General features: G+C 53.2%; 19 protein-coding genes. All 19 read left to right on the top strand.

The genetic code is table 11. The annotated features are described in order from the left end of the window. Nucleotides 1-5: 5 nt before the first annotated feature. The 19 genes from V4U84_RS01130 to dut all read left to right on the top strand — a co-directional run bounded on the left by V4U84_RS01130 (nt 6) and on the right by dut (nt 23,859). Nucleotides 6-809 (top strand): phosphatidate cytidylyltransferase, encoded by an 804-nt coding sequence (locus V4U84_RS01130; RefSeq protein ID WP_334072954.1) that lies wholly within the window; start codon nt 6-8, stop codon nt 807-809. 27 nt (nt 810-836) lie between these two features. Further along, on the top strand, nt 837-1,976 hold the full coding sequence (locus V4U84_RS01125; RefSeq protein WP_334072953.1) for a 1-deoxy-D-xylulose-5-phosphate reductoisomerase: 1,140 nt from the start codon (nt 837-839) through the stop codon (nt 1,974-1,976). Between the two features lie 120 nt (nt 1,977-2,096). Next, nucleotides 2,097-3,371: an RIP metalloprotease RseP gene (gene rseP, locus V4U84_RS01120; protein WP_334072952.1), complete on the top strand. Its 1,275-nt coding sequence runs from the start codon at nt 2,097-2,099 to the stop codon at nt 3,369-3,371. Between the two features lie 22 nt (nt 3,372-3,393). After that, nucleotides 3,394-4,845 (top strand): proline--tRNA ligase, encoded by a 1,452-nt coding sequence (gene proS / locus V4U84_RS01115; RefSeq protein ID WP_334072951.1) that lies wholly within the window; start codon nt 3,394-3,396, stop codon nt 4,843-4,845. 543 nt (nt 4,846-5,388) lie between these two features. Next, a complete protein-coding gene (locus V4U84_RS01110) occupies nt 5,389-9,711 on the top strand; it encodes a PolC-type DNA polymerase III (protein WP_334072950.1) in 4,323 nt (1,440 codons plus the stop codon). Between the two features lie 153 nt (nt 9,712-9,864). Further along, complete coding sequence (gene rimP, locus V4U84_RS01105; protein WP_213504804.1) at nt 9,865-10,326, top strand: ribosome maturation factor RimP; 462 nt, start codon at nt 9,865-9,867, stop codon at nt 10,324-10,326. Nucleotides 10,327-10,377: 51 nt separating this feature from the next. After that, entirely contained in the window at nt 10,378-11,475 is a 1,098-nt protein-coding gene (gene nusA, locus V4U84_RS01100; RefSeq protein ID WP_334072949.1) for a transcription termination factor NusA, read from the top strand. A gap of 60 nt (nt 11,476-11,535) precedes the next feature. Continuing rightward, the gene (gene rnpM / locus V4U84_RS01095) at nt 11,536-11,850 is read left to right on the top strand and encodes an RNase P modulator RnpM (RefSeq protein WP_334072948.1); all 315 of its coding nucleotides are present in this window, start codon (nt 11,536-11,538) and stop codon (nt 11,848-11,850) included. Beyond that, the gene (locus tag V4U84_RS01090; RefSeq protein WP_334072947.1) at nt 11,843-12,166 is read left to right on the top strand and encodes a L7Ae/L30e/S12e/Gadd45 family ribosomal protein; all 324 of its coding nucleotides are present in this window, start codon (nt 11,843-11,845) and stop codon (nt 12,164-12,166) included. Before rnpM ends, V4U84_RS01090 begins: the two co-directional genes overlap by 8 nt. Continuing rightward, nucleotides 12,159-14,813, top strand: coding sequence for a translation initiation factor IF-2 (gene infB / locus V4U84_RS01085; protein WP_334072946.1), 2,655 nt, complete (start codon nt 12,159-12,161; stop codon nt 14,811-14,813). The genes V4U84_RS01090 and infB overlap by 8 nt, the downstream gene beginning before the upstream one ends. A gap of 15 nt (nt 14,814-14,828) precedes the next feature. Further along, nucleotides 14,829-15,182 carry a 30S ribosome-binding factor RbfA gene (rbfA, locus tag V4U84_RS01080; protein WP_148449796.1) on the top strand — a complete coding sequence of 118 codons (354 nt, stop codon included), beginning with the start codon at nt 14,829-14,831 and terminating at the stop codon, nt 15,180-15,182. Nucleotides 15,183-15,200: 18 nt separating this feature from the next. Then, nucleotides 15,201-16,178: a DHH family phosphoesterase gene (locus tag V4U84_RS01075; RefSeq protein WP_334072945.1), complete on the top strand. Its 978-nt coding sequence runs from the start codon at nt 15,201-15,203 to the stop codon at nt 16,176-16,178. After that, nucleotides 16,175-17,092 (top strand): tRNA pseudouridine(55) synthase TruB, encoded by a 918-nt coding sequence (gene truB, locus V4U84_RS01070; protein ID WP_334072944.1) that lies wholly within the window; start codon nt 16,175-16,177, stop codon nt 17,090-17,092. Before V4U84_RS01075 ends, truB begins: the two co-directional genes overlap by 4 nt. A gap of 58 nt (nt 17,093-17,150) precedes the next feature. Further along, the gene (locus V4U84_RS01065) at nt 17,151-18,089 is read left to right on the top strand and encodes a bifunctional riboflavin kinase/FAD synthetase (protein WP_334072943.1); all 939 of its coding nucleotides are present in this window, start codon (nt 17,151-17,153) and stop codon (nt 18,087-18,089) included. Between the two features lie 181 nt (nt 18,090-18,270). Then, entirely contained in the window at nt 18,271-18,540 is a 270-nt protein-coding gene (gene rpsO / locus V4U84_RS01060; RefSeq protein ID WP_076168040.1) for a 30S ribosomal protein S15, read from the top strand. Between the two features lie 253 nt (nt 18,541-18,793). Beyond that, on the top strand, nt 18,794-20,899 hold the full coding sequence (gene pnp / locus V4U84_RS01055; RefSeq protein ID WP_334072942.1) for a polyribonucleotide nucleotidyltransferase: 2,106 nt from the start codon (nt 18,794-18,796) through the stop codon (nt 20,897-20,899). A 178-nt stretch (nt 20,900-21,077) separates the two neighbouring features. Further along, the gene (locus V4U84_RS01050) at nt 21,078-22,064 is read left to right on the top strand and encodes a polysaccharide deacetylase family protein (protein ID WP_334072941.1); all 987 of its coding nucleotides are present in this window, start codon (nt 21,078-21,080) and stop codon (nt 22,062-22,064) included. Nucleotides 22,065-22,166: 102 nt separating this feature from the next. Beyond that, the gene (locus V4U84_RS01045; protein ID WP_334072940.1) at nt 22,167-23,420 is read left to right on the top strand and encodes a M16 family metallopeptidase; all 1,254 of its coding nucleotides are present in this window, start codon (nt 22,167-22,169) and stop codon (nt 23,418-23,420) included. Next, complete coding sequence (gene dut, locus V4U84_RS01040) at nt 23,410-23,859, top strand: dUTP diphosphatase (protein ID WP_334072939.1); 450 nt, start codon at nt 23,410-23,412, stop codon at nt 23,857-23,859. Before V4U84_RS01045 ends, dut begins: the two co-directional genes overlap by 11 nt. Nucleotides 23,860-23,930: the final 71 nt, after the last annotated feature.

Below are 23,930 nucleotides of genomic sequence, written 5' to 3'. Positions count from 1 at the left end.
GACAGTTGAGACAACGGTTGATTACCGGCTTGATCGCCGGGGGCGGATTTTTGGGAATATGTCTATGGGGAGGACTCGGATACCATGCCCTCGTCGTGATTATGGCGCTAATCGGGTTTTACGAGTTCGTTCGCATGATCGGACTGCCGGTATTCGGAGGCACCGCGGCGATCGGGTATGCGAGCGTTCTATATGCCGTGTTCCCCTGGAGCCTGCTCCATCTGCAAATGCCGCTCGGCATGATGGGATTCTTCTGGCTGCTCATGCTGCTGTTTTTTGTGGTGACTGTGGTGTCCAAAAATGATATTCATATCGGCCAAGTCGCCCTGATATTCCTGGGGACCGTGTATATCGGGTCGGGTTTTGCCTATTTGGCGGCAACGCGCAGCGCACCGGACGGCCACGGTTTGTTTTGGACCATCCTGATGCTGGCTGCGATTTGGAGCAGTGACGCGGGGGCGTATTTTACCGGACGGAGATTCGGCAAATCGAAGCTTTGGCCGGCCATTAGCCCGAACAAAACGGTGGAGGGAGCCGTCGGGGGCGTGCTGCTTGCGGTTATCGTCGCGGCCCTGTTCGCGGTATTCTCCGGCGGTCTTCTTTCGGTCGGACGAGCTCTGCTTCTTGGAGGCTCCGCCGCGGTTGTCGGCCAGATGGGGGATCTGATACAGTCCGCTTATAAACGGGTGTACGGGATTAAGGATTCAGGCACACTGCTGCCCGGTCATGGAGGTATTTTGGATCGGTGCGACAGCTGGATTGCGGTTTTTCCGTTCGTACATATTCTAGGCTTTCTTCCGATGTACTAAATCTAAATGAAGCATGGGGGAGACAGGATGAAGAAGATTACGGTGATCGGTTCCACCGGATCGATTGGGACGCAGACGTTGGATGTCGTAAGGCAGCATAAGGATCATTTTGCGGTAGAGGGCTTGGCCGCAGGGACCAATGTCGATTTGTTTGTGGAACAGGTCCGCGCTTTTCGCCCGAAGAAAGCTTCGGTGGCAACCAAAGAACTCGCCGACAAAGTGCGTTCGCAAATTCCTTCCGAGATCCAACTTTTCTATGGGGAAGAGGGGCTTGTGAAGGTCGCGGCCGAAACGGACGCCCATACGGTCGTTACGGCGATTGTCGGCAGCGCGGGATTGCCCGCCACGCTGGCTGCGATCTCCGCTGGCAAGCATATCGCGTTAGCCAATAAAGAAACCCTGGTAACCGCGGGGCATCTTGTAACCGAGCTGGCCCGGAAAAAGGGTGTGAAGCTGCTGCCTGTGGACAGTGAACATTCCGCCATTTTTCAATGTTTGAACGGCGAACGTTCGGAAGCTGTGGAGCGGATCACGTTGACGGCTTCGGGCGGTTCCTTTCGTGATTTGAATCGCGACCAGCTTCGCCATGTAACGGTAGAGGACGCTCTGAAGCACCCGAACTGGTCGATGGGAGCCAAAGTGACAATTGATTCCGCCACGATGGTCAACAAAGGACTGGAAGTGATCGAGGCCCGCTGGCTGTTCGGGATGGATTTCGAGCGGATCGGGGTGCTGCTTCACCCGGAAAGTATCATCCACTCTTTCGTTGAATATCGTGACGGCAGCGTGATTGCGCAACTGGGAACTCCGGATATGAGGGTGCCGATTCAATATGCATTGACTTACCCGGAACGCTGGTTCTCCGAAACCAAGCGCTTGTCGCTGGCGGATGTGGGCAAGCTTCATTTTCGCGAAATGGACTTCGATCGTTACCCTTGTTTAAGGCTGGCCTATGAATGTGGTAAAATAGGAGGCACAGCGACAAGTGTGTACAACGCGGCCAATGAGGTCGCAGTCGCCCGTTTTCTAAATAAGGAGATTCCTTTTCTGCAGATTGAACATATTATCGAAACGGTTCTTTCCAGACATGAGGTCCAGGCCGAACCGGGGCTGGAGGTTATCAAGGAAGCCGACCGGTGGGCAAGGGAGATCGCAAGATCGATTTGACCAAGGCCCTACGTCCGGTGTGGAAAAGTTCCATCCCGGTATTCTCTTGTGCCTGATCGGAGAATAATGATAATCTGAAGGAATATTGGACGATCCGTGGCCAAAGGAGGATGCTAACGATTGGAATTGCTTAAGATCATTTTTATGACGGTTCTCATGTTCTTTGTCATTGTGACGGTGCATGAATGGGGACACTATTACTTTGCCAAACGCGCGGGGATTTTGGTAAGGGAATTTGCGATCGGCTTCGGTCCGAAGTTGTTCTCTTACCGAAGAGACGAGACGCAATTTACACTTCGGCTGCTGCCTTTTGGCGGCTATGCGCGGATGGCCGGGGAAGATCCCGAGCTGATCCAAATTGCAACCGGACAAACCGTGGCATTGCGATTGTCCGGAGATAACGTGAGCAAGATTTATCTGGACCGTTTGGATAGCCGAAAAAACGTGATCCGCGGTGAGGTGACCGAGGTCGATCTGGAGGATCGATTGCTGATCAAACTTGCTGTTGATGGAGAAGTACTGGAATATCGGGTTCATCGACAAGCGATGCTGGTGACGAAGGGGAAAGAAACGCAAATCGCGCCCAGAGACCGCCAATACGGCAGCAAAACGGTAGGCCAGCGCGCTCTCTCCATCTTTGCGGGTCCTTTGATGAACTTTATTCTCGCTTTTGTCCTGTTTGCCCTGCATACGCAGATGGCGGGAATTCCGATGCCGGATCCGACGCATCTTGAGGTCGGGGATGTGATGAAGGGCATGCCTGCGGAAGAAGCCGGCGTGAAGCCCGGAGACATCATCCAGTCGGTGGACGGCAAACAGGTAGGCACCGATGCCAACGGGCTGATCGAGATGATCAAAGGCGCGCAAGACAAACCGATGGTGTGGACGGTGAAGCGCGGGGAAGAGACGCTGAACCTTACGCTCACTCCACGTTCTGTGGAGAACGAACAGGGGGGCAAGGTCGGAAGTACGATCGTCACGTATTTCCCTTCAAGGAGCGCTTCCTTCGGAGAAACCTTTACCGTGGCCGGCCAGAAAATGGTCGACACCACAAAAATGATCTTTCTTGGTTTTCAACAGTTGATTCAAAAGTTTTCTATGGACGATCTCGGCGGACCTGTACGGACTTTCGAAGTTACCGGCCAGATTGCGAAGCAAGGGATCGTGAAATTTACGCAGTGGGCGGCGATCCTGAGTCTGTATCTGGGGATATTTAATCTGCTGCCGATCCCGGCTTTGGACGGAAGCAGACTTGTGTTCCTCGGTGTGGAGGCGCTGCGCGGCAAACCGGTTGATCCGAACCGCGAAGGGCTTGTGCATTTTATCGGCTTTGCGATGTTGTTCCTGCTGATGATCGCGGTCACTTACAATGATATTTTGCGCTTGATAGGTTAATAAACGGGAGGCTAATGGTTTAATGGCAAACGAGGAGAAACAATTCGTAACGGAAATTACCCCGCAGGGAGAAGATTTTTCCCGCTGGTATATCGATGTGATCAAGAAAGCGGATCTGATGGATTATTCGCCGGTCCGCGGGTGCATCGTATTCAAGCCTGACGGCTATGAGATTTGGGAGCATATCCAGGCGGAACTCGACCGCCGATTTAAGGAGACCGGGCATCGCAACGCGTATTTCCCGCTCTTTATTCCCGAAAGCTTTTTCCAGAAGGAGAAAGAGCACGTGGAGGGCTTCAATCCGGAGCTTCCATGGGTAACTGAAGCCGCCGGCGAGAAGCTGGAGGAACGCCTGGCGATCCGTCCGACCTCGGAGACGATGATCGGGCATATGTACGAGAAATGGATTCAGTCCTATCGGGATCTTCCGGTGCTGATCAACCAATGGGCGAATGTGGTTCGTTGGGAAAAGCGGACACTGCCTTTCCTGCGGACGAGCGAATTTCTCTGGCAAGAGGGGCACACGGCTCACGAGAACGAGCAGGAAGCGCGCGAAGAGACGATGCGGATGCTGGAAATCTATCGCGACTTCGTGGAGAATTACTTGGCGATTCCGGTCATCGTCGGCCAGAAGACGCCTTCCGAGAAATTTGCCGGGGCCGTTGACACTTACTCCATCGAGGCGATGATGAAGGACGGACGGGCTGTTCAGGCGGGAACGTCGCATTATCTCGGCACTAATTTCGCTACGGCGTTCGATATCCAATATTTGAATCGGGAAAACGTTCGCGAATATGTTCACACCACTTCCTGGGGCGTAAGTACGCGTTTGATCGGCTCGCTTATTATGGTTCACGGCGATGACCGCGGTTTGGCACTGCCGCCGAAGGTGGCTCCCAAGCAGGTCATGATTATCCCGATCGGCCCGCCTAAAACCCGGGATGCCGTCGTGGGACGGGCGGACGAGCTGTTTGCCGAGCTGAAGAAAGCCGGCGTTCGCGTCGGCATGGACGACCGGGCTGACGTTCGTCCGGGCTGGAAGTTTAACGAGTATGAAATGCGCGGCGTTCCGGTCCGCCTTGAGATCGGTCCGCGTGATATGGAGAACGGAGTTTGCGTGCTTGTTTCCCGAATCAGCGGCGAGAAGAAGGTCATTTCCCAGGAGAACCTGGTGGAGGAAGTCAAGGCGATGCTCGAACAGGTGCATAACGAGATGTACGAACGCGCCAAGGCCTTCCGGGAGGAGCATTTCTACTCCGTCGATACGCTGGAGGAAATGAAAGCCAGCATTGAGGAAAAACGCGGCTTCACCCTCGCCGGATGGTGCGGATCCGAGGCTTGCGAACGTCATGTTAAAGACGAAACGGGCGCGACAAGCCGGAACATTCCGTTCCATCCCGAGGTTACAAAAACTACTTGCCTGGTGTGCGGAGAAGCAGCTCGTCATACCGTCGTATTTGCCAGAGCCTATTAGTCATATCGGAACATGATGGAAGGCTTCCGGCAGGAAACTGTCGGCGGGGGCGCGGGTTCCCCGCCGGCGATTGCCGGGGGCTTTGCTTTTTTGAAATTACGTCGTTATATAGGTTGAACTATTGATTTGCATATTAGATAGCGGTGTAAAGGGCTCTTTTTTTACACTCTTAAGCTAAAACTATTTGTTGGGTTCGAATTAAAGGGAATTCCTCCCGTTAATTTGGTGCGTATGCGGCTGCAGAGGCGAATTAGCTGGAAAACCTCCCGTTAATTCCCCTGAAATTGTGTATATCGGCAAAAAGGGTCGTGAATTAGATGAAGCTTTTCCAGCTAAATCCGATCGAAGAGCCAAGCGGTACATTAACGGGAGATTTTCCCGTTAATGATGTAGACTCCGCCGGTGCGGCTTCATATTTACAATTGTGGATGTTGGCAATGGATCTTTCGAAAACCATTTCATATCCTTGCCCAACGCCAATTCTTTAGTTCAACCTATATAGACGTTTTTCTTGCGTCATATCAATGCGGGGGAGGGGAAATCATGTCCGACGCGAACGCCAAGGGGAAAAGAACGAGGCTCGAGTTATTGATGAAGCAGGCGGAGGTTCCGGCTTCCGTGGTGGACCCTTATTTTCTCGACGGGTTTATCGACCGCGTCGAAGTCAGCCGGACGAATAAGGAATGGAAGATCACACTTCGCAAATCGACGCTCGTTCCCGCGCAAGTCTACCGGACGTTCTGTATGCGTGTGAAGGAGCGGATGGGCCATATCGCGGACATCACTTTTTTGTTCCAGTATGAGAATGATGTAGCCGGTGCGGCCATTGTACAGGAATATTGGAAGATGTTCCTCGAATGGGTGCAGCGGGAGGTGCCATCCGTAAACGGTTGGATGGCCCGGGCGGGCTATGAGGTGGACGGTGATCTGGTGACGGTCACGTTCAGCGACGCTACTTCTTTGGAGCTGGCCCGCAAAAAAAATATCGATAAAGCGATTCCCGCTTTTTACGACACTTACTTCGGCCTTTCGCTCAGAGTGAAACTGCTGTCCGGCGAGAGCAGCAGTGAGGCTTTCGAAGAGTTCCAGCAGCGGATCGTCGAGGAAGAGCGGGAAGTCATCAACAAATTGATGGAAAGCATACCCGTGGAGGCGCCGCCTGAGGAGGTCGATGGCGAGGTCATCAAGCTGCAGGTCGGGTATGACATCAAGGAGCCGCCTGTACCGATTCAGGAAATCAAGGATGAAGAGAAGAAAATTACGATTCAGGGCACCATCTTCGGCTTGGACCGGAAGGAACTGCGCAACGGAAACACCTTGTTTACGTTCTACCTAACCGATTTTACCGATTCCCTGCAAATGAAAATGTTCGCCAAGAGCAAAGACGACTTGAAGGTCATGGGGCAACTGGCCAACGGAAAGTGGGTCAAAGCCCGGGGGAAGGTGGAGTATGACCGGTTTATGCAGATTCCCGAATTGGTGATGATTCCTTCGGATCTTTGCGAGGTATCCGCACCGCCTTCCCGAAAAGATAACGCCGAGGAGAAGCGCGTGGAGTTCCATCTGCATACAATGATGAGTACGATGGACGCCGTTACCTCGATCGGCGACTATGTCAAGACAGCGGCAAAATGGGGACACAAAGCGATAGCCGTCACGGACCATGGCGGGGTTCAGTGTTACCCCGATGCGGCGAAAGCAGCCAAAAAGAACGGAATCAAAATGATTTACGGCGTGGAAGCGAATGTGGTTAACGATAACGTGGCGGTTGTATTGAATCCGCGGCCGATCGATCTGAAGACGGCGACCTTTATCGTGTTCGATATCGAGACCACCGGCCTCTCGGTGACGCAGAACAAAATCATTGAGGTGGCGGCGGTGAAGATGCAAGAGGGCAAGGAGATCGATCGCTACGCCACATTTGTAAATCCGCACGAGCGCATCCCGTATAACATCCAGCAGTTGACCAGCATCACGGACGAGATGGTTCAGGACGCGCCTGATGTGGAGCCGGTTCTGAAACAGTTCGTCGAATTTGCGGGAGATGCGATCCTGGTGGCCCACAACGCCCGGTTTGACGTCGACTTTGTCAATGCCAAGCTGAAGGAACTGGGGATGCCCATGATGGAGAACCCGGTGCTCGATACGTTGGAGTTGGCCCGGATGCTGTTTCCGACCTTAAAAAACCACCGTCTGAACACGCTCGCCGCCAAATACAAAGTTTCGCTGGAAAATCACCACCGCGCCATCGATGATACGGTGGCCCTCGGCGAGATTTTAAACGGCCTGCTGGATGACGCGGCGAAAATCGAAGGCATCACTTCGCTGGAGCGGATGAACGACAAGGTGGGCAAAGATTTGTCCAACGCCCGCCCGTTCCATTGCGGGATCTACGCGCTCAACATGGTCGGCAAGAAAAATCTGTTCAAATTGATTTCGATGTCCCATACGGGATACTTTAAGCGGGTTCCGTGCATCCCGAAATCCAAACTTTTGGAAATGAGAGAAGGGCTTCTAATCATTTCCGGCTGCGAAAAGGGCGAGTTTTTCGAGGCCGTTCTCAACAAGTCGGTGGAGGAAGCAGAAGGCATCGCGGAGTTTTACGATGTCTTGGAGATTCAGCCGCTCACCATGTATATGCATTTGGTGGATAAGGGGCTTGTCGGCAGCGTTGAAGAAGTGAAGACCGCGATTCGTAAAGTGGTGGAAATCGGTGGAAAATTAGGAAAACCGGTTGTGGCTACAGGGAATGTGCACTATTTGGAGCCACGGGACAAAATCTACAGGGACATCACCATCCACGGTATCACCGGCTTCAGCCCGCTGAAGGATATCCGCAAGCCGGACGCGCATTTCCGGACGACGGACGAAATGCTGGAGGAGTTTGAGTTTTTGGGGAAGGACAAGGCCTTTGAAGTGGTGGTCAAAAATACATCAGAATTGGCCGATACCTTCGAGGAGCTTGAGCTGTTCCCGGACAAGCTGTACACGCCGATCATCGAAGGGGCGGACGAGGAAATCCGCAATACCTGCTATGCGACGGCCCGGACGATTTACGGGGAGGAACTCCCCGAGGTGGTCGTCAAGCGATTGGAGAAAGAGCTGGAGCCGATCATCAAGTACGGCTTCTCGGCGAACTATTTGATTTCCGAACGACTGGTTAAGAAATCCAATCAGGACGGCTATCTCGTAGGTTCGCGGGGGTCGGTCGGCTCCTCGGTCGTGGCGACCTTCCTGGGAATCTCCGAGGTGAATCCGCTGCCGGCCCATTACGTTTGCTTGAACTCCGAATGCAAGTACAGCGAATGGTTCCTCGACGGCAGCGTGCCGAGCGGGTTTGACCTGCCGGACAAGGATTGCCCGAAATGCGGCCGGAAGCTGAAGGGCGAAGGGCAGGATATCCCCTTTGAAACGTTCCTCGGGTTTAAGGGCGACAAGGTTCCCGATATCGATCTTAACTTTTCCGGGGAATACCAGCCGCATGCCCATAACTATACGAAGGTGCTTTTTGGCGAAAAAAGTGTATTCCGGGCCGGAACGATCGGTACGGTCGCCGAGAAGACCGCTTTTGGCTTCGCCAAGAAATATGAGGAAGAGCATCATAAACATTGGCGCGGCGCCGAGTTGAACCGCCTGGCTGCGGGATGTACCGGGGTCAAGCGCAGCACCGGCCAGCACCCTGGGGGAATCGTCGTCGTTCCCGATTATATTGAAGTTGAAGATATTACACCGGTTCAGTACCCGGCCGACGATACGAGCGCGGAATGGATGACCACGCATTTCGATTATCACGCCTTCGATGCCAACCTGCTCAAGCTCGATATTCTCGGGCACGATGATCCGACGATGATGCGGATGCTGCAGGACTTGACGGGCGTTGACCCGACGACGATTCCGATGAACGATCCGAAGGTCATGAGCATGTTTAACTCTACGGAGGCACTCGGGGTTACTCAGGAGCAAATCCGCACCCCTGTAGCCACCTACGGGGTTCCGGAGATGGGGACGAAGTTCGTGCGCCAGATGTTGGTGGAATCGCAGCCTTCCAGCTTTGCCGACCTGCTGCAGATTTCCGGCCTTTCCCACGGAACCGGCGTATGGCTGGGAAATGCGCAGGAACTGATCAAAAACGGCACCTGCAACATTAAAACTGTGATCGGCTGCCGGGACGACATCATGCTTTTCCTGATTTACAAAGCCGGCATGGATGCCGGGCTCGCCTTTAAAATTACGGAAAGCGTCCGTAAAGGGAAAGGCTTGACGCCTGAGTGGATCGAGGAAATGAAGAAATGCAAGGTGCCCCAGTGGTACATTGATTCCTGCCTGAAAATCCAGTACATGTTTCCGAAGGCGCACGCCGCCGCTTATGTCATCTCAGCCGTTCGGACCGCCTATTTCAAGCTGTATCATCCGATCGAATACTATGCGACCTATTTCTCGGTACGGGGCGAGGATTTCGATATCGAACTGTTCTGCCAAGGGTATGAAGCGATTTACCGAAAAATCGAAGAGATCGAGCAAAAAGGCTTCCAGGCCCTGCCGAAGGAGAAAAACATGCTGCCGATTCTGGAGATGGCCCTGGAGATGACCGCTCGCGGCTTCCGCTTCAAGAATATCGACCTCTACCGCTCCGACGCCACGAAGTTTATTGTGGACGGCGACTCCCTGATTCCGCCGTTTTCGGCACTTGCCGGAATCGGCGAGAACGCGGCAAAGAACATCGCGGCAGCCAAAGAGCAAGGGGAATTCCTCTCCATTGAGGATTTCCAGCAGAAATCCAAGGCGAGCAAAACGATCGTGGAGTTGCTCGGCACGATGGGCTGCTTCCGCGGCTTGCCGGAAAGCAACCAGCTCTCCCTGTTCTAAGCTTGTCGTCAAGGCGTTTTACTTGTCACTCTTACCGGACTATGTTATAATTTTTTTGGTAATCATGAAGATAGAACCGTTGTTTAAAGAGTGGGGAAACCCACTCTTTACTCTTTGGTATACAGGAAAGAACCATATGGAGGTAATGTACGCTTGAGCACACCGAAGATCAAAGCGGCCGTGGAAGAGATGGTCAACCCTTTTTTGGAGGAACATGGCTTTGAACTGGTAGACATCGAGTATGTAAAGGAAGGAAGCAACTGGTTCCTGCGCGTATTTGTGGATAAAGACGGGGGCATCGACATTGATGACTGCGGTCGGATCAGCGAATATCTCAGCGAGAAGCTGGATCAAAACGACCCGATTCCATCCGCCTATTTTCTTGAAGTTTCTTCTCCCGGCGCGGAGCGCCCGCTGAAGAAGGCGGAGGACGTGAAGAAAGCCGTCGGCAAGGATGTATTCGTCACTACATATGAACCGGTAAACGGCTTGAAAGAGTTTGAAGGACGGCTCCTTTCGTTTGAAAATGAGGAGCTGGTCGTCGAAGTCGGCAAGAAGAGCCATGCCATTCCATACAGCAAAGTTGCCAGCGCCAGGTTGGCCATCATTTTTTAGCAGGCTTTCAACTGCACTGCAGGAGACTATGAAAGGGGGAACACGAGGCAAATGAGTATGGATTTTATCGAGGCCTTGAATGAACTGGAAAGGGAAAAGGGGATCAGCAAAGACATTATATTTGAGGCGATCGAAGCCGCTTTGATCTCCAGTTATAAACGCAATTTCAACACCGCTCAGAACGTGCGCGTGGATATGAACCGCCATACCGGGGCGATCAAAGTGTTTGCCCGCAAGCTGGTGGTCGAGGAAGTGCTCGACCCGCGAACGGAAATTTCGCTGCCGGCTTCCCGGGAAATCAATCCGAACTTCCAGCTTGAGGATATCGCGGAGATTGAAGTGACGCCTCGGGACTTCGGGCGGATCGCCGCTCAGACCGCCAAACAGGTCGTGACGCAGCGGATTCGCGAAGCGGAGCGCGGCCTGATCTACAACGCTTTTGTCGAGAAGGAAGAGGATATCGTCACCGGAATTGTGCAGCGCCAAGATTTGCGGAACATTTTTGTGGATCTCGGGAAGGTGGAGGCTCATCTGCCTTTGAATGAGCTGATGCCGAACGAGAAGTTCAAGCACGGTGACCGGATCAAGGCCTACATCACCAAAGTGGAGAATACGACGAAGGGTCCGCAAATTTTGTTGTCTCGTACTCATCCCGGTTTATTGAAGCGGCTCTTTGAGCTTGAAGTGCCGGAGATTTTCGACGGGGTCGTGGAGATTCGTTCCGTCGCCCGGGAAGCCGGTTTCCGCTCGAAAATTGCGGTGTATTCCCGCAACAGTGAAGTGGATCCGGTCGGTTCCTGCGTCGGACCTAAAGGTACACGGGTCCAAACGATCGTGAATGAGCTCCGCGGGGAGAAAATCGATATCGTCAAATACTCCGACAATGTGGAGGAGTATGTGGCTAATGCGCTCAGCCCATCCCGGGTGCTTGAGGTTCAGGTCTTCGAAGCGGAGAAGATGGCCCGCGTCATTGTTCCGGATTATCAGCTTTCTCTGGCGATCGGGATCAAAGGGCAAAACGCCCGCTTGGCCGCCAAGCTGACCGGCTGGAAAATCGATATCAAGAGCGAAAGCCAGGCGGAAGAGGAATTCGGAAGAGAGAAGACCGATCAGGAAGAAATGCCTCAAGATTCCGTTTCCATCGATTAGGCGCCGAGAATTCCAAGCTTAATCAACCGACCTGTTTAGTTAGGAACGGGGGTCTGTACCATGAAACCTAGAAAAATACCGCTGCGTAAATGCGTGGCTTGCCAGCAGATGATGCCCAAAAAATCGCTGATCCGCGTCGTTCGGTCGCCCGAAGGGGAAGTATTTATTGACCTGACCGGCAAAAAATCGGGACGCGGGGCGTACCTTTGCGGTCAAGTCTCCTGCTTCAAGCTTGCCCATAAGAACCGCGCGCTGGACCGGGCGCTGAAAGCGCCGGTGGGTCCGGAGGTTTATGAACAACTGGCCCGGGATTTTCTGGCGGTGGAAGAGGAATTCATCGCCAGCCGGGACCAAGGGGAGGAAGGCGATGAGTAAGCTGCTCAATCAGCTGGGACTCGCCACCCGGGCCGGGAAGTTGGTGACCGGGGATGAACTGGTGTTGAAAGCCATTCGTTCCTCCGAAGCCAGGCTAGTTATCGTTGCGGGCGATGCCTCCTCCAACACCCGGAAGAAATTCCGGGACAAGTGCGCAACGTACAAAGTTCCCCTGATGATTGGCTTTGACCGCGAGCGGCTGGGAACCAGTGTTGGACGCCCGGAGCGGGTTGTGCTTGCGCTCACCGATCAGGGGTTTGCCGATATGATTGCTAAAGAAATCGTGAAAACGTCGGAGGTGGAGTATATTGAGTAAACAAGATAACAAAGATAAACTCAGGGTGTATGAATACGCCAAATCACTTAATATGAGCAGTAAAGAAATTATTACCATTCTTAAACGGCTTAATATCCCGGTCAATAACCATATGAGTGTCATGGAGAACGACGCGGTTTCCCGGGTAGAGCAGTTCTTCAAGGATATTAAGAGCAACGCCGCTGCGAAAAGAGAAAACCCGGGACGCGCTGAAGCTGCAAGCAAATCGCCGGCTCCGGCTTCCGCAGGAGGAAGCCAGACACCGAAAACATCCGCCGGGGACAAAACCGGTCAGCGTGGAGAACATGTTCGCATTTCCCAGAATCACCAAACCCAAGGGACTCAAACCTTTGGAAACAATAAAAATCAACAAGAAAAGCAGGTAAGCATGAATAATAAAACAAATTCCAATCACACGTCTGCCTCAGGCAGCGCACAAGCCACACAGGAAAGAACGAATCGTCCGTCAGGCAATCAGCAAGGACAAGGGGGACGCCCGCAGCAAGGCGGCGGCTCTTCCCAAAATCGCAATGCCCAGCAAAATCGCGGCCAAAATCAAGGGGGCGGACCGCGCAATGATTCCTCCCGCCCGGGGAATGGAGCCGGCGGGAGCCGCGGCCCTCAGCAAAACCGGAATACCGGTTCGGGCGGTAATGGAGCCGGGAATGCCAACCGCGGTCAAGGTAGCCAAGGCGGCCAAGGTGGCCAAGGTGGCCAGAACCAAGGCTTCCGTAAAGGAAATGGCGGCGGCTTTAACAACAACAATAATAGATCCGGAAGAAACTTTGACGATAACCGTCAAGGCGGGTTTAAGAACAACCGCGGCGGAAAAGGCGGCCGTGGAGGAAGAAATAATTATAATCAGCAGCCTCCCCGCGAGAAAATCGATAATACGCCGAAGAAAATTATCGTTCGCGGTACGATGACTGTGGGCGAGACAGCTAAGCTGCTCCATAAAGATGCTTCCGAGGTGATCAAGAAGCTGATTTCGCTCGGCGTGATGGCAACGATCAACCAGGAGCTGGACATCGACACGATTCTGCTTCTGGCCGGCGATTTCGGCGTTGAGGTCGAAGTGAAGATTCCGGTCGAGGACGACCGTTTCGAAACGATCGAAGAAGTGGACGATGAGGCCGATTTGCTGGAACGTCCTCCGGTCGTTACGATTATGGGCCACGTTGACCATGGTAAAACGACGCTCCTCGATGCGATCCGTTCGACGAATGTTACCGGCGGGGAAGCCGGCGGGATTACCCAACATATCGGGGCCTACCAGGTTGAGATTAACAACAAGAAAATCACGTTCCTCGATACCCCGGGTCACGAAGCCTTTACGGCCATGCGCGCCCGCGGTGCCCAATTGACCGATATCACGATCATCGTGGTGGCGGCCGACGACGGCGTCATGCCGCAGACGGTGGAGGCGGTCAACCATGCCAAGGCAGCGGGGCTGCCGATTATCGTGGCGGTAAACAAAATCGACAAACCGGACGCCAATCCGGACAAAGTGAAGCAAGAGTTGACCGAATACGGTCTCGTTCCGGAAGAGTGGGGCGGGGACACCATCTTCGTTAATGTGTCCGCGAAGCAAAAAATGGGTCTGGAAGATCTGCTTGAAATGATCCTGCTCGTAGCCGAAGTCAACGAGTACAAAGCGAACCCTGATAAACGCGCCCGCGGCGCAGTTATCGAGGCTGAGTTGGACAAAAATCGCGGGCCTGTTGCCCGCATTCTGGTGCAGCATGGTACGCTCAAAGTCGGCGATGCTTTCGTGGCCGGCAACTGCTTCGGACGTGTCCGCGCGATGGTGAACGATAAAGGACGCCGCTTGAAAGAAGCCGGACCGTCCACGCCGGTGGAAATTACGGGATTGACGGAAGTGCCGCAGGCGGGCGATCCGTTCATGGTGTTTGAGGATGAACGCAAAGCGCGTTCCATCGCCGAGAAACGGGCCATTACGCAGCGCCAGTCCGATCTGGGAGCCAATACGCGCGTGACGCTGGACGATCTGTTCCGTCATATCAAGGAAGGCGAGATCAAGGACCTCAACGTCATTATCAAGGCGGACGTGCAAGGTTCGGTCGAAGCGCTGAAAGGATCCCTGGAGAAAATCGAAGTGGAGGGCGTTCGCGTCAAAATCATTCACAGCGGCGCCGGCGCCATTACGGAATCCGACATTATTTTGGCCGCTGCTTCCAATGCGATCGTCATCGGCTTCAACGTTCGTCCGGACAGTCAGACCAAGGCCACGGCCGAGCAGGAAAAGGTCGATATCCGTTTGCACCGCGTCATCTACAATGCGATCGAAGAGATCGAACAGGCGATGAAGGGGATGCTCGATCCGGTATACAAAGAAACCGTCATCGGTCACGCCGAAGTGCGCAATACGTTTAAAATCAGCAAAGTCGGCACCATCGCGGGCTGTATGGTTACCTCGGGCAAGATTTCACGCTCGGCGGAAGCCCGGTTGATCCGCGACGGAATCGTCGTTTACGAAGGCAAAATAGACTCGCTTAAACGGTTTAAGGATGATGCTAAGGATGTTGCGCAGGGCTATGAATGCGGGATTACCCTTGACAATTACAATGACCTCAAAGAGGGCGACGTAATCGAAGCGTTCATCATGGAAACCGTCGAACCGAAATAAGGTGAGGTGTCACAGATGGCAAAAAATCGTACCGGCCGCGTAGGGGAACAAATCAAGAAAGAACTTAGCGTGCTGATCCAAAATGAGGTGAAGGATCCTCGCATTGGATTTGTCACCGTGACCGGGGTCGATGTGACAAGTGATTTGTCGCAAGCGAAAGTGTATTTGAGCGTATTCGGGGATGAGGAAGCGAAGAGCGCTTCCTTAAAAGGCCTCGAGAAAGCGGGAGGCTTCTTGCGGACCGAGCTCGGCAAACGGATACGGCTGCGGCATACACCGGAATTGATATTCAAAATTGACGAATCGATAGCTTACGGCAGTCGGATCGAGAAGCTTCTTGGCGATATTTCGCACGAAGAGGAAAATTAGAATTTAAAGGAGACGGCAATGCAGACCAATGAACGGGAGTTCCGGCAAGCCCAGCGGTTTTTGACGGAGCATGACAATTTCCTGGTAGTGGCGCATATACAGCCGGACGGAGACGCAGTCAGTTCTACCCTTGCGGTGGGCTGGCTTCTCTCATGTCTGGGTAAAAAATACGTTATGGTGAACGAGGGGCCGATCCCAAAGCGGATGGAGTATTTGTGGGAAGCGGACAAGATTGTCAATCTTTCGGAAGCTCCGCTCGAAACTACCTATAACCATGTCATTTGTGTGGACTGTGCGGATTTCAAGCGAACCGGCAAAAGCAGTCTCTATTTTGCCGAAAATGCCGAAATCTTGAATATCGATCACCATCCGACGAACGACGGTTACGGGACCTGCAACCTTATTGTTCCGCATGCGGCGGCGACGGCTGAGATATTGTTTGATCTGATGACTTTCATGAATCTGAGCTTGGACAAACATGCGGCGACTCTGATTTATACCGGTTTGTTAACCGATACCGGCGGCTTCCGTTATTCCAATACCACGCCGAAGGTCATGGCGACCGCATCCAAATTGCTGGAGTATGGCGTCGACGGCCCGGGCTTGTCCGAGCTGCTGCTTGAGCAGATGACGCTGCCGCAGCTCCGGTTATTGACCCGCGCGCTGAACGGCTTGCAAATCACGGAGGATGGCAAAATCAGCTGGGTTTCCGTGGATGATGAGGATTTGCGGATCACCGGAGCGATTAATGAGGATCTGGAAGGCATCGTGAACTACCCGCGGAATATTCAAGGGGTGGAGGTTGGCCTGCTGTTTAAGGTTATCAGCGAAACTGCCGTCAAGGTCAGCATGCGGTCGGCCGGCAAGGTCGATGTGGCTCAGGTTGCCCAAAGCTTTGGCGGTGGCGGCCATGTTCGGGCTGCGGGGGCTCGCATCGAAGGGACGCTGGAGAGAATCGTGCCTCAAGTGTTGGAGCAGGTGAAACGGCAGCTATGAACGCATACGAAGGAATTTTGCCGGTCTGGAAGCCCGCAGGTTTTACATCGCATGATGTCGTAGCGAAATGCCGGGGGATTCTGAAGATGAAGCGGATCGGTCATACCGGCACGCTGGACCCGGCGGTTACCGGAGTCCTCCCGTTATGTCTCGGCAGGGCGACGCGAATGGTGGAATATTTGCAGGAATTGCCTAAAGAATACGAGGCTACCCTCGTACTTGGTCTGGCAACGGATACCGAAGATATGACCGGTACTGTAATAGAGCGCGCGGAACAAGTAAAAGTGCCCGAAGCCGAGGTTAAACAGGTGCTTGAACGTTTTGTAGGGCAGATCTCGCAAATTCCGCCGATGTATTCGGCTCTGAAGCAGGACGGCAAACGTCTTTATGAACTTGCCAGGGAAGGCAAAGTGGTGGAACGGCAGCCCCGCCAGGTCACGATACATGAACTGGAGCTTTTGCGGTTTGAACCCGACCCGGTACATCCGAAAATCTCTTTCCGCGCGTTGTGCTCCAAAGGGACCTATATCCGTACGCTATGCGTTGATATCGGCCGTGCCCTGGGAGTACCGGCGGTCATGGAAGAGCTTAAGCGGACGATGTCCGCCGGGATCGGGGAGGACCGTTGTCTGACCTTGGAGCAGTTGGCGGACCTCGTGCGGGAAGGCGAACTGCAGTCACGCCTGATCGCGGTGGATGAAGCGGTGAGCCATCTCCCGGCCCACACCGTCGCAGAGGAGAAGGTAAAGGCGGCATTACAAGGACAACGCTTGTCCCGCGCAGTGGTCCAGCCTTCGGTACGCCCGGGTGAGGTGATCCGCTTGTACAACCCCGAGCGCAGGTTTTTAGGAATTTACCGCTCGGAGGAAGGAACGGGCGCAATAGCCCCCGTGAAGGTGTTTTTACCCGAATAGCCGGGCAAATAGAGCGCTCTGCAAAGCGCGAATCCGAGTGAAATAGCAGGTGAGACGAGTGAAAACGATAAACCTAACTTATCCTTTGACGGATGAAGTCATCAACATTGTGGCAAAACCGCAGGTTCTGGCGATCGGCCAGTTTGACGGACTCCATCTCGGACATGCAAGCGTCATTGAAACAGCGGTGCGGCTTGCCCGCCAGACGGGGTTTCCCTCGGCGGTGATGACATTTCACCCGCATCCGAAGGAAGTCATGAAGAAGGGCGATTATGAAGGGTATTTAACCCCGCCGGAAGAGAAGGAACGAATCCTCCGCAGCATGGGAGTGGACTATCTTTATATTGTCGAGTTTAATGATGCGTTTTCGCGGGTAAGCCCGCACAACTTTGTGTGCGGGATGCTGGTTCCCCTGCGCATCCATACGGCGGTCGTCGGGTTTGATTTCCGTTTTGGCTACCGCGGCGAGGGACATGCCGGAATGCTTCGGGAACTGAGCGAGAACACCATGGACGTCCTTACGGTGCCGCCTTTTTTGATCGACGGCGAGAAAGTGAGCAGCTCGGGCATCCGCAAAGCGCTTCAGGAGGGCGACATTCGTTTGGCAAGCCGGTGGCTGGGACGTCCTTATGCGGTGAAGGGAACGGTTATGCACGGCGAAAAGCGCGGGCGACAGCTGGGCTTTCCCACCGCCAATCTCCAGCCGGATGAGCATTACGTCCTGCCGATTAAAGGGGTCTTCGCAGTGCGCGTTGAATATGAAGGTAACACCCTGGAAGGCGTGATGAATGTCGGCGTGAAGCCGACGTTTCACGATCAGGCTACCCGCCCTAATCTGGAAGTCCATTTATTCGATTTTAACGGTCATTTGTATGACGAATCGCTTCGGGTCGAACTGATCGATTTTATTCGGGAAGAGCGGAAGTTTAACGGCATCGAAGAGTTGATTGCGCAGATTACCAAGGATGCGGAAACCGCAAAACAACGGCTAAAATAGGGGATCGCGGAATAATCGGGTAAAAAGACACGTCATTTACTTTTATATATAATCTGTGTTATACTTGTTTAGGTTGTTTATGTGGGCTTTTTTGACATAGACAAGATAACCTTGGCTTGGTTGCCGGTCTCACCGTCCGACTACTAGGCTAACGGCGATTTGAAAAAAGGAGGTGAACAGGATGGCATTAACACAAGAGCGCAAGCAACAACTGATTGAAGAGCACAAAACTCATGAATCCGATACCGGATCCCCAGAGGTGCAAATTGCTATCCTTACGGAGAACATCGTGAATTTGACGGACCACTTGCGTACGCACAAGAAGGACCATCATTCCCGTCGCGGTCTTCTGAAGATGGTAGGTCAACGTCGTAAGCTGTTGGCTTACTTGAAGAACAAAGACGTAAAACGCTACTCCGCTTTGATTGAGAAGCTTGGATTGCGTCGCTAATTTGCCTTTGTTTAACCGAAGCAGCCTGGTCGCCGCCGGTTCCGCTGAAGAAGCGGACGGCGCGCTTCTTGGTTGCTTTTTGCAAAGTAAATACATGTATGCCCACCAAGCTCCGTCAGGAGCTTTTGTTGTGAGTTGGACAGGTTTAAGGACCCGCTTTCGATTCGTGAACCTTCTTTTGTTTATGAATCGGGCAAAAGCAGGAAATAATGAGACTTGTACCGAACTTTTATTTGTGATAAGGAGGGGTTTCATGGAAAAACATGTGAAAATGCAGTTGGGAGGAAGACCTCTTATACTGGAAACCGGACGTTTGGCCAAACAGGCCAATGCGGCTGTAATGGTAAGGTACGGAGAGACCGCGGTTTTATGTACGGTAACGGCTTCGGCCGAACCGAAGGACCTCGATTTTTTTCCGCTGACGGTGAACTATGAGGAAAAGCTGTATGCGGTAGGTAAAATCCCCGGCGGCTTTATTAAGCGCGAAGGACGTCCTAGCGAAAAAGCGATCCTGGCCAGCCGGTTGACGGACCGTCCGATTCGACCGTTGTTCCCGGAAGGGTTCCGCAATGATGTGCAAATCGTAAATTTGGTCATGAGCGTGGATCAGGACTGCGAGCCGGAGATTGCCGCCATGATCGGTACTTCCGCTGCGCTGAGCATCTCGGACGTTCCTTTCAACGGGCCGATCGGCGGGGTGGCCGTGGGCCGCGTCAACGGGGAGTTTGTGATTAATCCCGATATTGCCCAGCAGGAAGCAAGCGACATTTACGTGGTCGTTGCGGGGACGAAAGATGCCATTATGATGGTGGAAGCCGAAGCCAACGAGGTTCCGGAAGATGTCATGCTTGAAGCCATCATGTTCGGTCACGAAGAAATTCGGAAGATCGTTGCCGTGATTGAAGAACTCGTGGCGATGGCCGGTAAAGAGAAGATGGAAGTGAAGCTCCATCAAGTAAATGAGGATGTCGACCGGGAGGTTCGTGCCTATGCGGCGGACCGTCTGATCGAAGCGGTGAAGGTCGTCGAGAAGCACGCCCGCCAAGACGCCATCGATGCAATCAATGACGAAACGGTAGCTTATTTTGAGGAGAAGTACATAGAGTCTCCGGAACTGCTTGGCGATGTGAAGGAAGTACTGCACGACATCGTCAAGGAAGAAGTGCGCCGTCTGATCACCCATGACAAAGTCCGTCCCGACGGACGGAAGCTCGATGAGATTCGCCCGATCGAGTGCGACATCAGCTTGCTGCCGCGGACGCATGGTTCCGGCTTGTTTACGCGGGGACAAACTCAAGCGCTTAGCGTATGTACGCTTGGAGCGTTGGGCGACGTACAAATCCTCGACGGGATCGACCTGGAAGAGTCGAAACGCTTTATGCATCACTATAATTTCCCGCCGTTCAGCGTGGGGGAAGCCCGTCCGCTGCGCGCACCGGGACGACGTGAAATCGGACACGGGGCGCTTGGCGAAAGAGCGCTTTCGAAAGTGATTCCGCCGGAATCGGAATTCCCTTACACAATCCGTCTCGTTTCGGAAGTGCTGGAATCGAACGGTTCCACCTCCCAGGCGAGTATCTGCGCCAGCACACTGGCCATGATGGATGCGGGGGTACCAATCAAAGCTCCGGTTGCCGGCGTGGCTATGGGGCTGATCAAAGACGGTGAACATGTCTCGATTTTGACGGACATCCAGGGGATGGAAGATCATCTCGGGGACATGGACTTTAAAGTAGCCGGAACGTCGGACGGCGTGACGGCAATTCAAATGGATATCAAGATCGACGGGATCGACCGGCAAATTTTGACTGATGCGCTGGCCCAAGCGAAGGAAGGCCGCATGTTTATCCTTTCGAAGATGCTGGAACGCATTCAAAAGCCGAAGGAGCAGCTGTCACAATATGCGCCTAAGATTACGATCATGAATATCAATCCGGACAAAATCCGCGATGTCATCGGCGCAGGCGGTAAGATCATCAACAAGATCATTGAGGAAACCGGCGTGAAGATCGATATCGAACAAGACGGCCGCGTGTTTATCGCTTCGGCCAATGAGGAAATGAACAACAAGGCTCGTTCGATCATCGAAGGCATCGTCAAAGAAGTTGTCGTCGGCGAAATTTATGTGGGTACGGTAAAACGGATTGAGAAATTCGGAGCTTTTGTGGAAATTTTGCCGGGCAAAGACGGCCTCGTGCATATTTCGCAGCTTTCCACGGAACGTGTAGCCAAGGTAGAGGATGTAGTCGCGATCGGCGATACTGTTACGGTAAAAGTGACGGAAATCGACCAACAGGGAAGGATTAATCTTTCCCGTAAAGCGGTGCTGACCGCCGAAACGGAAAAATCGACATCCTGACACACCTATAGAACCGTACGGGAAAAGAGACAGAATGTGTTATTCTGGCTCTTTTTTTACATAGCGCTTTAAGCCCCAGTTAATGGGGTTTTTTCATGGATGCCGAACAGGGGAGCGACATATTTGCAGGCTTGTTCTCATAAAATGAGGACAAAACCCTTGAAGGGATGAGCCTGTTATGAATCGGAAAAAACTCGCGGTTGTCGGAATATGCGCGGTCCTCGTGTTGATGCTGGGGGAGTTCACAGGGATTCGCTCTTTCGTTGATCACGCGCTGTGGCCGAATGGGGAGCGGGATGCTTTCGGAAGGCTGGCCGACAGCCAAGGGGAGGAAGAATTGCTTGGACGAATCCGTCGCGAAGCGGAAGGTTTGCGAAAGGAGCCGGTCGATGCGGTGGTGGACCGTGTATGGAAGGCCATTCCCGGGTATAACGGCCGCGAAGTGGATATCGAGAGTACGTTTCAGAGGGCAAGATTAAAGCCGGAGGGCGCGGAAATCGAGTACCTGTACAAGGAAATCAAGCCGAAGGTTAGCCTGGATGATTTGGGACCTCATCCCATCTACAAAGGGAACCCGAACAAGCCGATGGCGGCTTTTATGATCAATGTGGCCTGGGGAAATGAATATATCCCGCCCATGCTGGACACCTTGGACCGCCACAACGTGAAGGCGACATTTTTCTTTGATGGCAGTTGGCTGAAGAAAAATCCCGAACTGGCCAAAGAGATTCAAAGAAGAGGGCATCAGCTTGAGAATCACGCTTATTCCCACCCCAATATGAGCCAGTTGAGCGACAGCCTCGCGCGGCTTGAAATATCAAAGACTAAAGATGTGTTGAAGGATACGCTTGGCGTGGAGAACCGCTGGTTTGCTCCCCCTTCCGGCGATTTCAACCAGAGGACGGTTGATCTGGCTGCCGAGCAAGGCTTGAAAACGGTGCTGTGGACGGTTGATACGATCGATTGGAAAAAGCCGCCGGCTACCACGATCGTTCGACGGATCTCGGAGAATGTGGGTCCCGGCTCGCTGATTCTAATGCATCCGACAGCTTCGTCGCGGGATGCGCTGGAAGGCATGATTCAGGCGATCCGCAGCAAGGGGTTACAATTGGGAACGGTGGAACAGACGCTGTCATCGGACCGGGTAGAAATCCCGCAGAGTTGAGGAATCCGTTTTTTTTTGATAGGATATTGTTGCATTTAAAGCTTATACTTAGATAAGTAGAATTTTGTTTTACGTCCGTAAAACGTTTAGGAGGGCCAGTTCGTGAATAAAACGCAGTTGAAAAACGGCCTTCGGGTGGTTATGGAAAAAATCCCGACCTGCCGCTCGGTGTCGTTCGGCATTTGGGTGAAGACCGGATCGCGGAACGAAACGTCCGAAATGGGGGGCATTTCGCATTTTATCGAGCACATGCTGTTCAAGGGAACGGAACGTTACAGCGCCAAGGACATCGCGGAACAGTTCGATGCGATCGGCGGCAATGTGAACGCCTTTACATCGAAAGAATACACGTGTTATTACGCCAAAGTGCTGGACGAACATCTGCCCATCGCGGTGGATGTACTGGCCGATATGTTTTTTCGGTCGCTCTTTGACGAGGAGGAATTGCGGAAAGAAAAGAACGTGATCGTCGAAGAAATTTCGATGTATGAGGATACCCCGGACGATATGGTCCATGACTTGCTCGCCGAAGCGGCTTACGGCAGCCATCCTCTTGCGCTGCCGATTTTGGGGACGGAAGAGAAGCTGCGCCGGATGGGACCCGACCATCTTCGGGCCTATATGAAAGAGAAATACACCATCGAGAACACCGTGATTGCGGTTGCGGGCAATATCGATGACAGCATCATCGACTTGCTTGAACGCTATTTTGGCGATTTTGACAATCGGGGCCAAAACGATGAATTGGGGAAGCCCGAATTTTTGGGCGAACTGAAGTTTCACCGGAAAAAGACGGAGCAAAACCATATCTGCCTTTCGTTCCCCGGCTTGCCGATCGGGGATCGCAATCAATATGCCATGGTGCTTCTGAACAATGCGCTTGGCGGGGGCATGAGCTCCCGGCTGTTTCAGGAAATCCGCGAGAAGCGGGGGCTGGCATATTCGGTTTATTCCTACCATAGCTCTCATGCGGATAGCGGACTGTTCACCGTTTATGCCGGTACGGCGCCGAAGCAAACCAAAGAAGTGCTTGACCTGACCAAGGAAATTCTACATGACGTGGCCACGCGCGGACTGATCGACAGCGAGTTGCGTAAAGGCAAGGAGCAGTTAAAGGGAAGTCTGATTTTAAGCCTGGAGAGCACGGGCAGCAGAATGAATCGTCTGGGCAAAAATGAACTGATGCTTGGACGACACTATACCCTTGATGAAATGATCGCCCGGATTGAAGCTGTTACGATGGACCATGTCAATGAAGTCATCAAAACCATGTTTGCGCGTCCTTACGCGCTCGCCATGGTGGGGGCTTCCGACCGCGTGCTGTCGGATATAAGGAGAGATGAACTTGTTATATGACGTACAAATTAATTTAATCCCCGGAAATGAGGATATCGAGCTGCCGCGCAAAATGTCGGAGCTGGCTTCCGGCTTTGATCTCTACGCGGCCGTGACGGAGGAGGTCGTGCTGCAGCCCGGTCAGCGCAAGCTGGTCCCGACCGGGATCGCTATCGCAATGCCGGCTGGTTTGGAAGCGCAAATCCGCCCGCGGAGCGGCTTGGCGTACAAGCATGGCATCACCTGCCTGAACACGCCGGGGACGATCGACGCCGATTACCGCGGCGAGATCAAGGTGCTGCTGATCAACCTGGGGCAAGAGCCGTTCGCCATCAAGCGCAACGAACGGATTGCGCAAATGGTGTTTCAAATCGTACCCGAAGTAAATCTGATCCGGGTAGACGCTCTTTCGGAAACCGTCCGCGGTGCCGGCGGCTTTGGGCACACCGGAACAAAATAATTCGCATTTTGGGGAAGACCTCGCCGTACGGCGAGGTCTTTTTGTTATTTGGTAATTACTTTTCACCACCC

The sequence above is a fragment of the Paenibacillus sanfengchensis genome, from assembly GCF_036864765.1.
Taxonomy (GTDB): Bacteria; Bacillota; Bacilli; order Paenibacillales; family Paenibacillaceae; genus Fontibacillus; species Fontibacillus sanfengchensis.
This window is presented reverse-complemented; position numbering and strand designations above follow the sequence as displayed.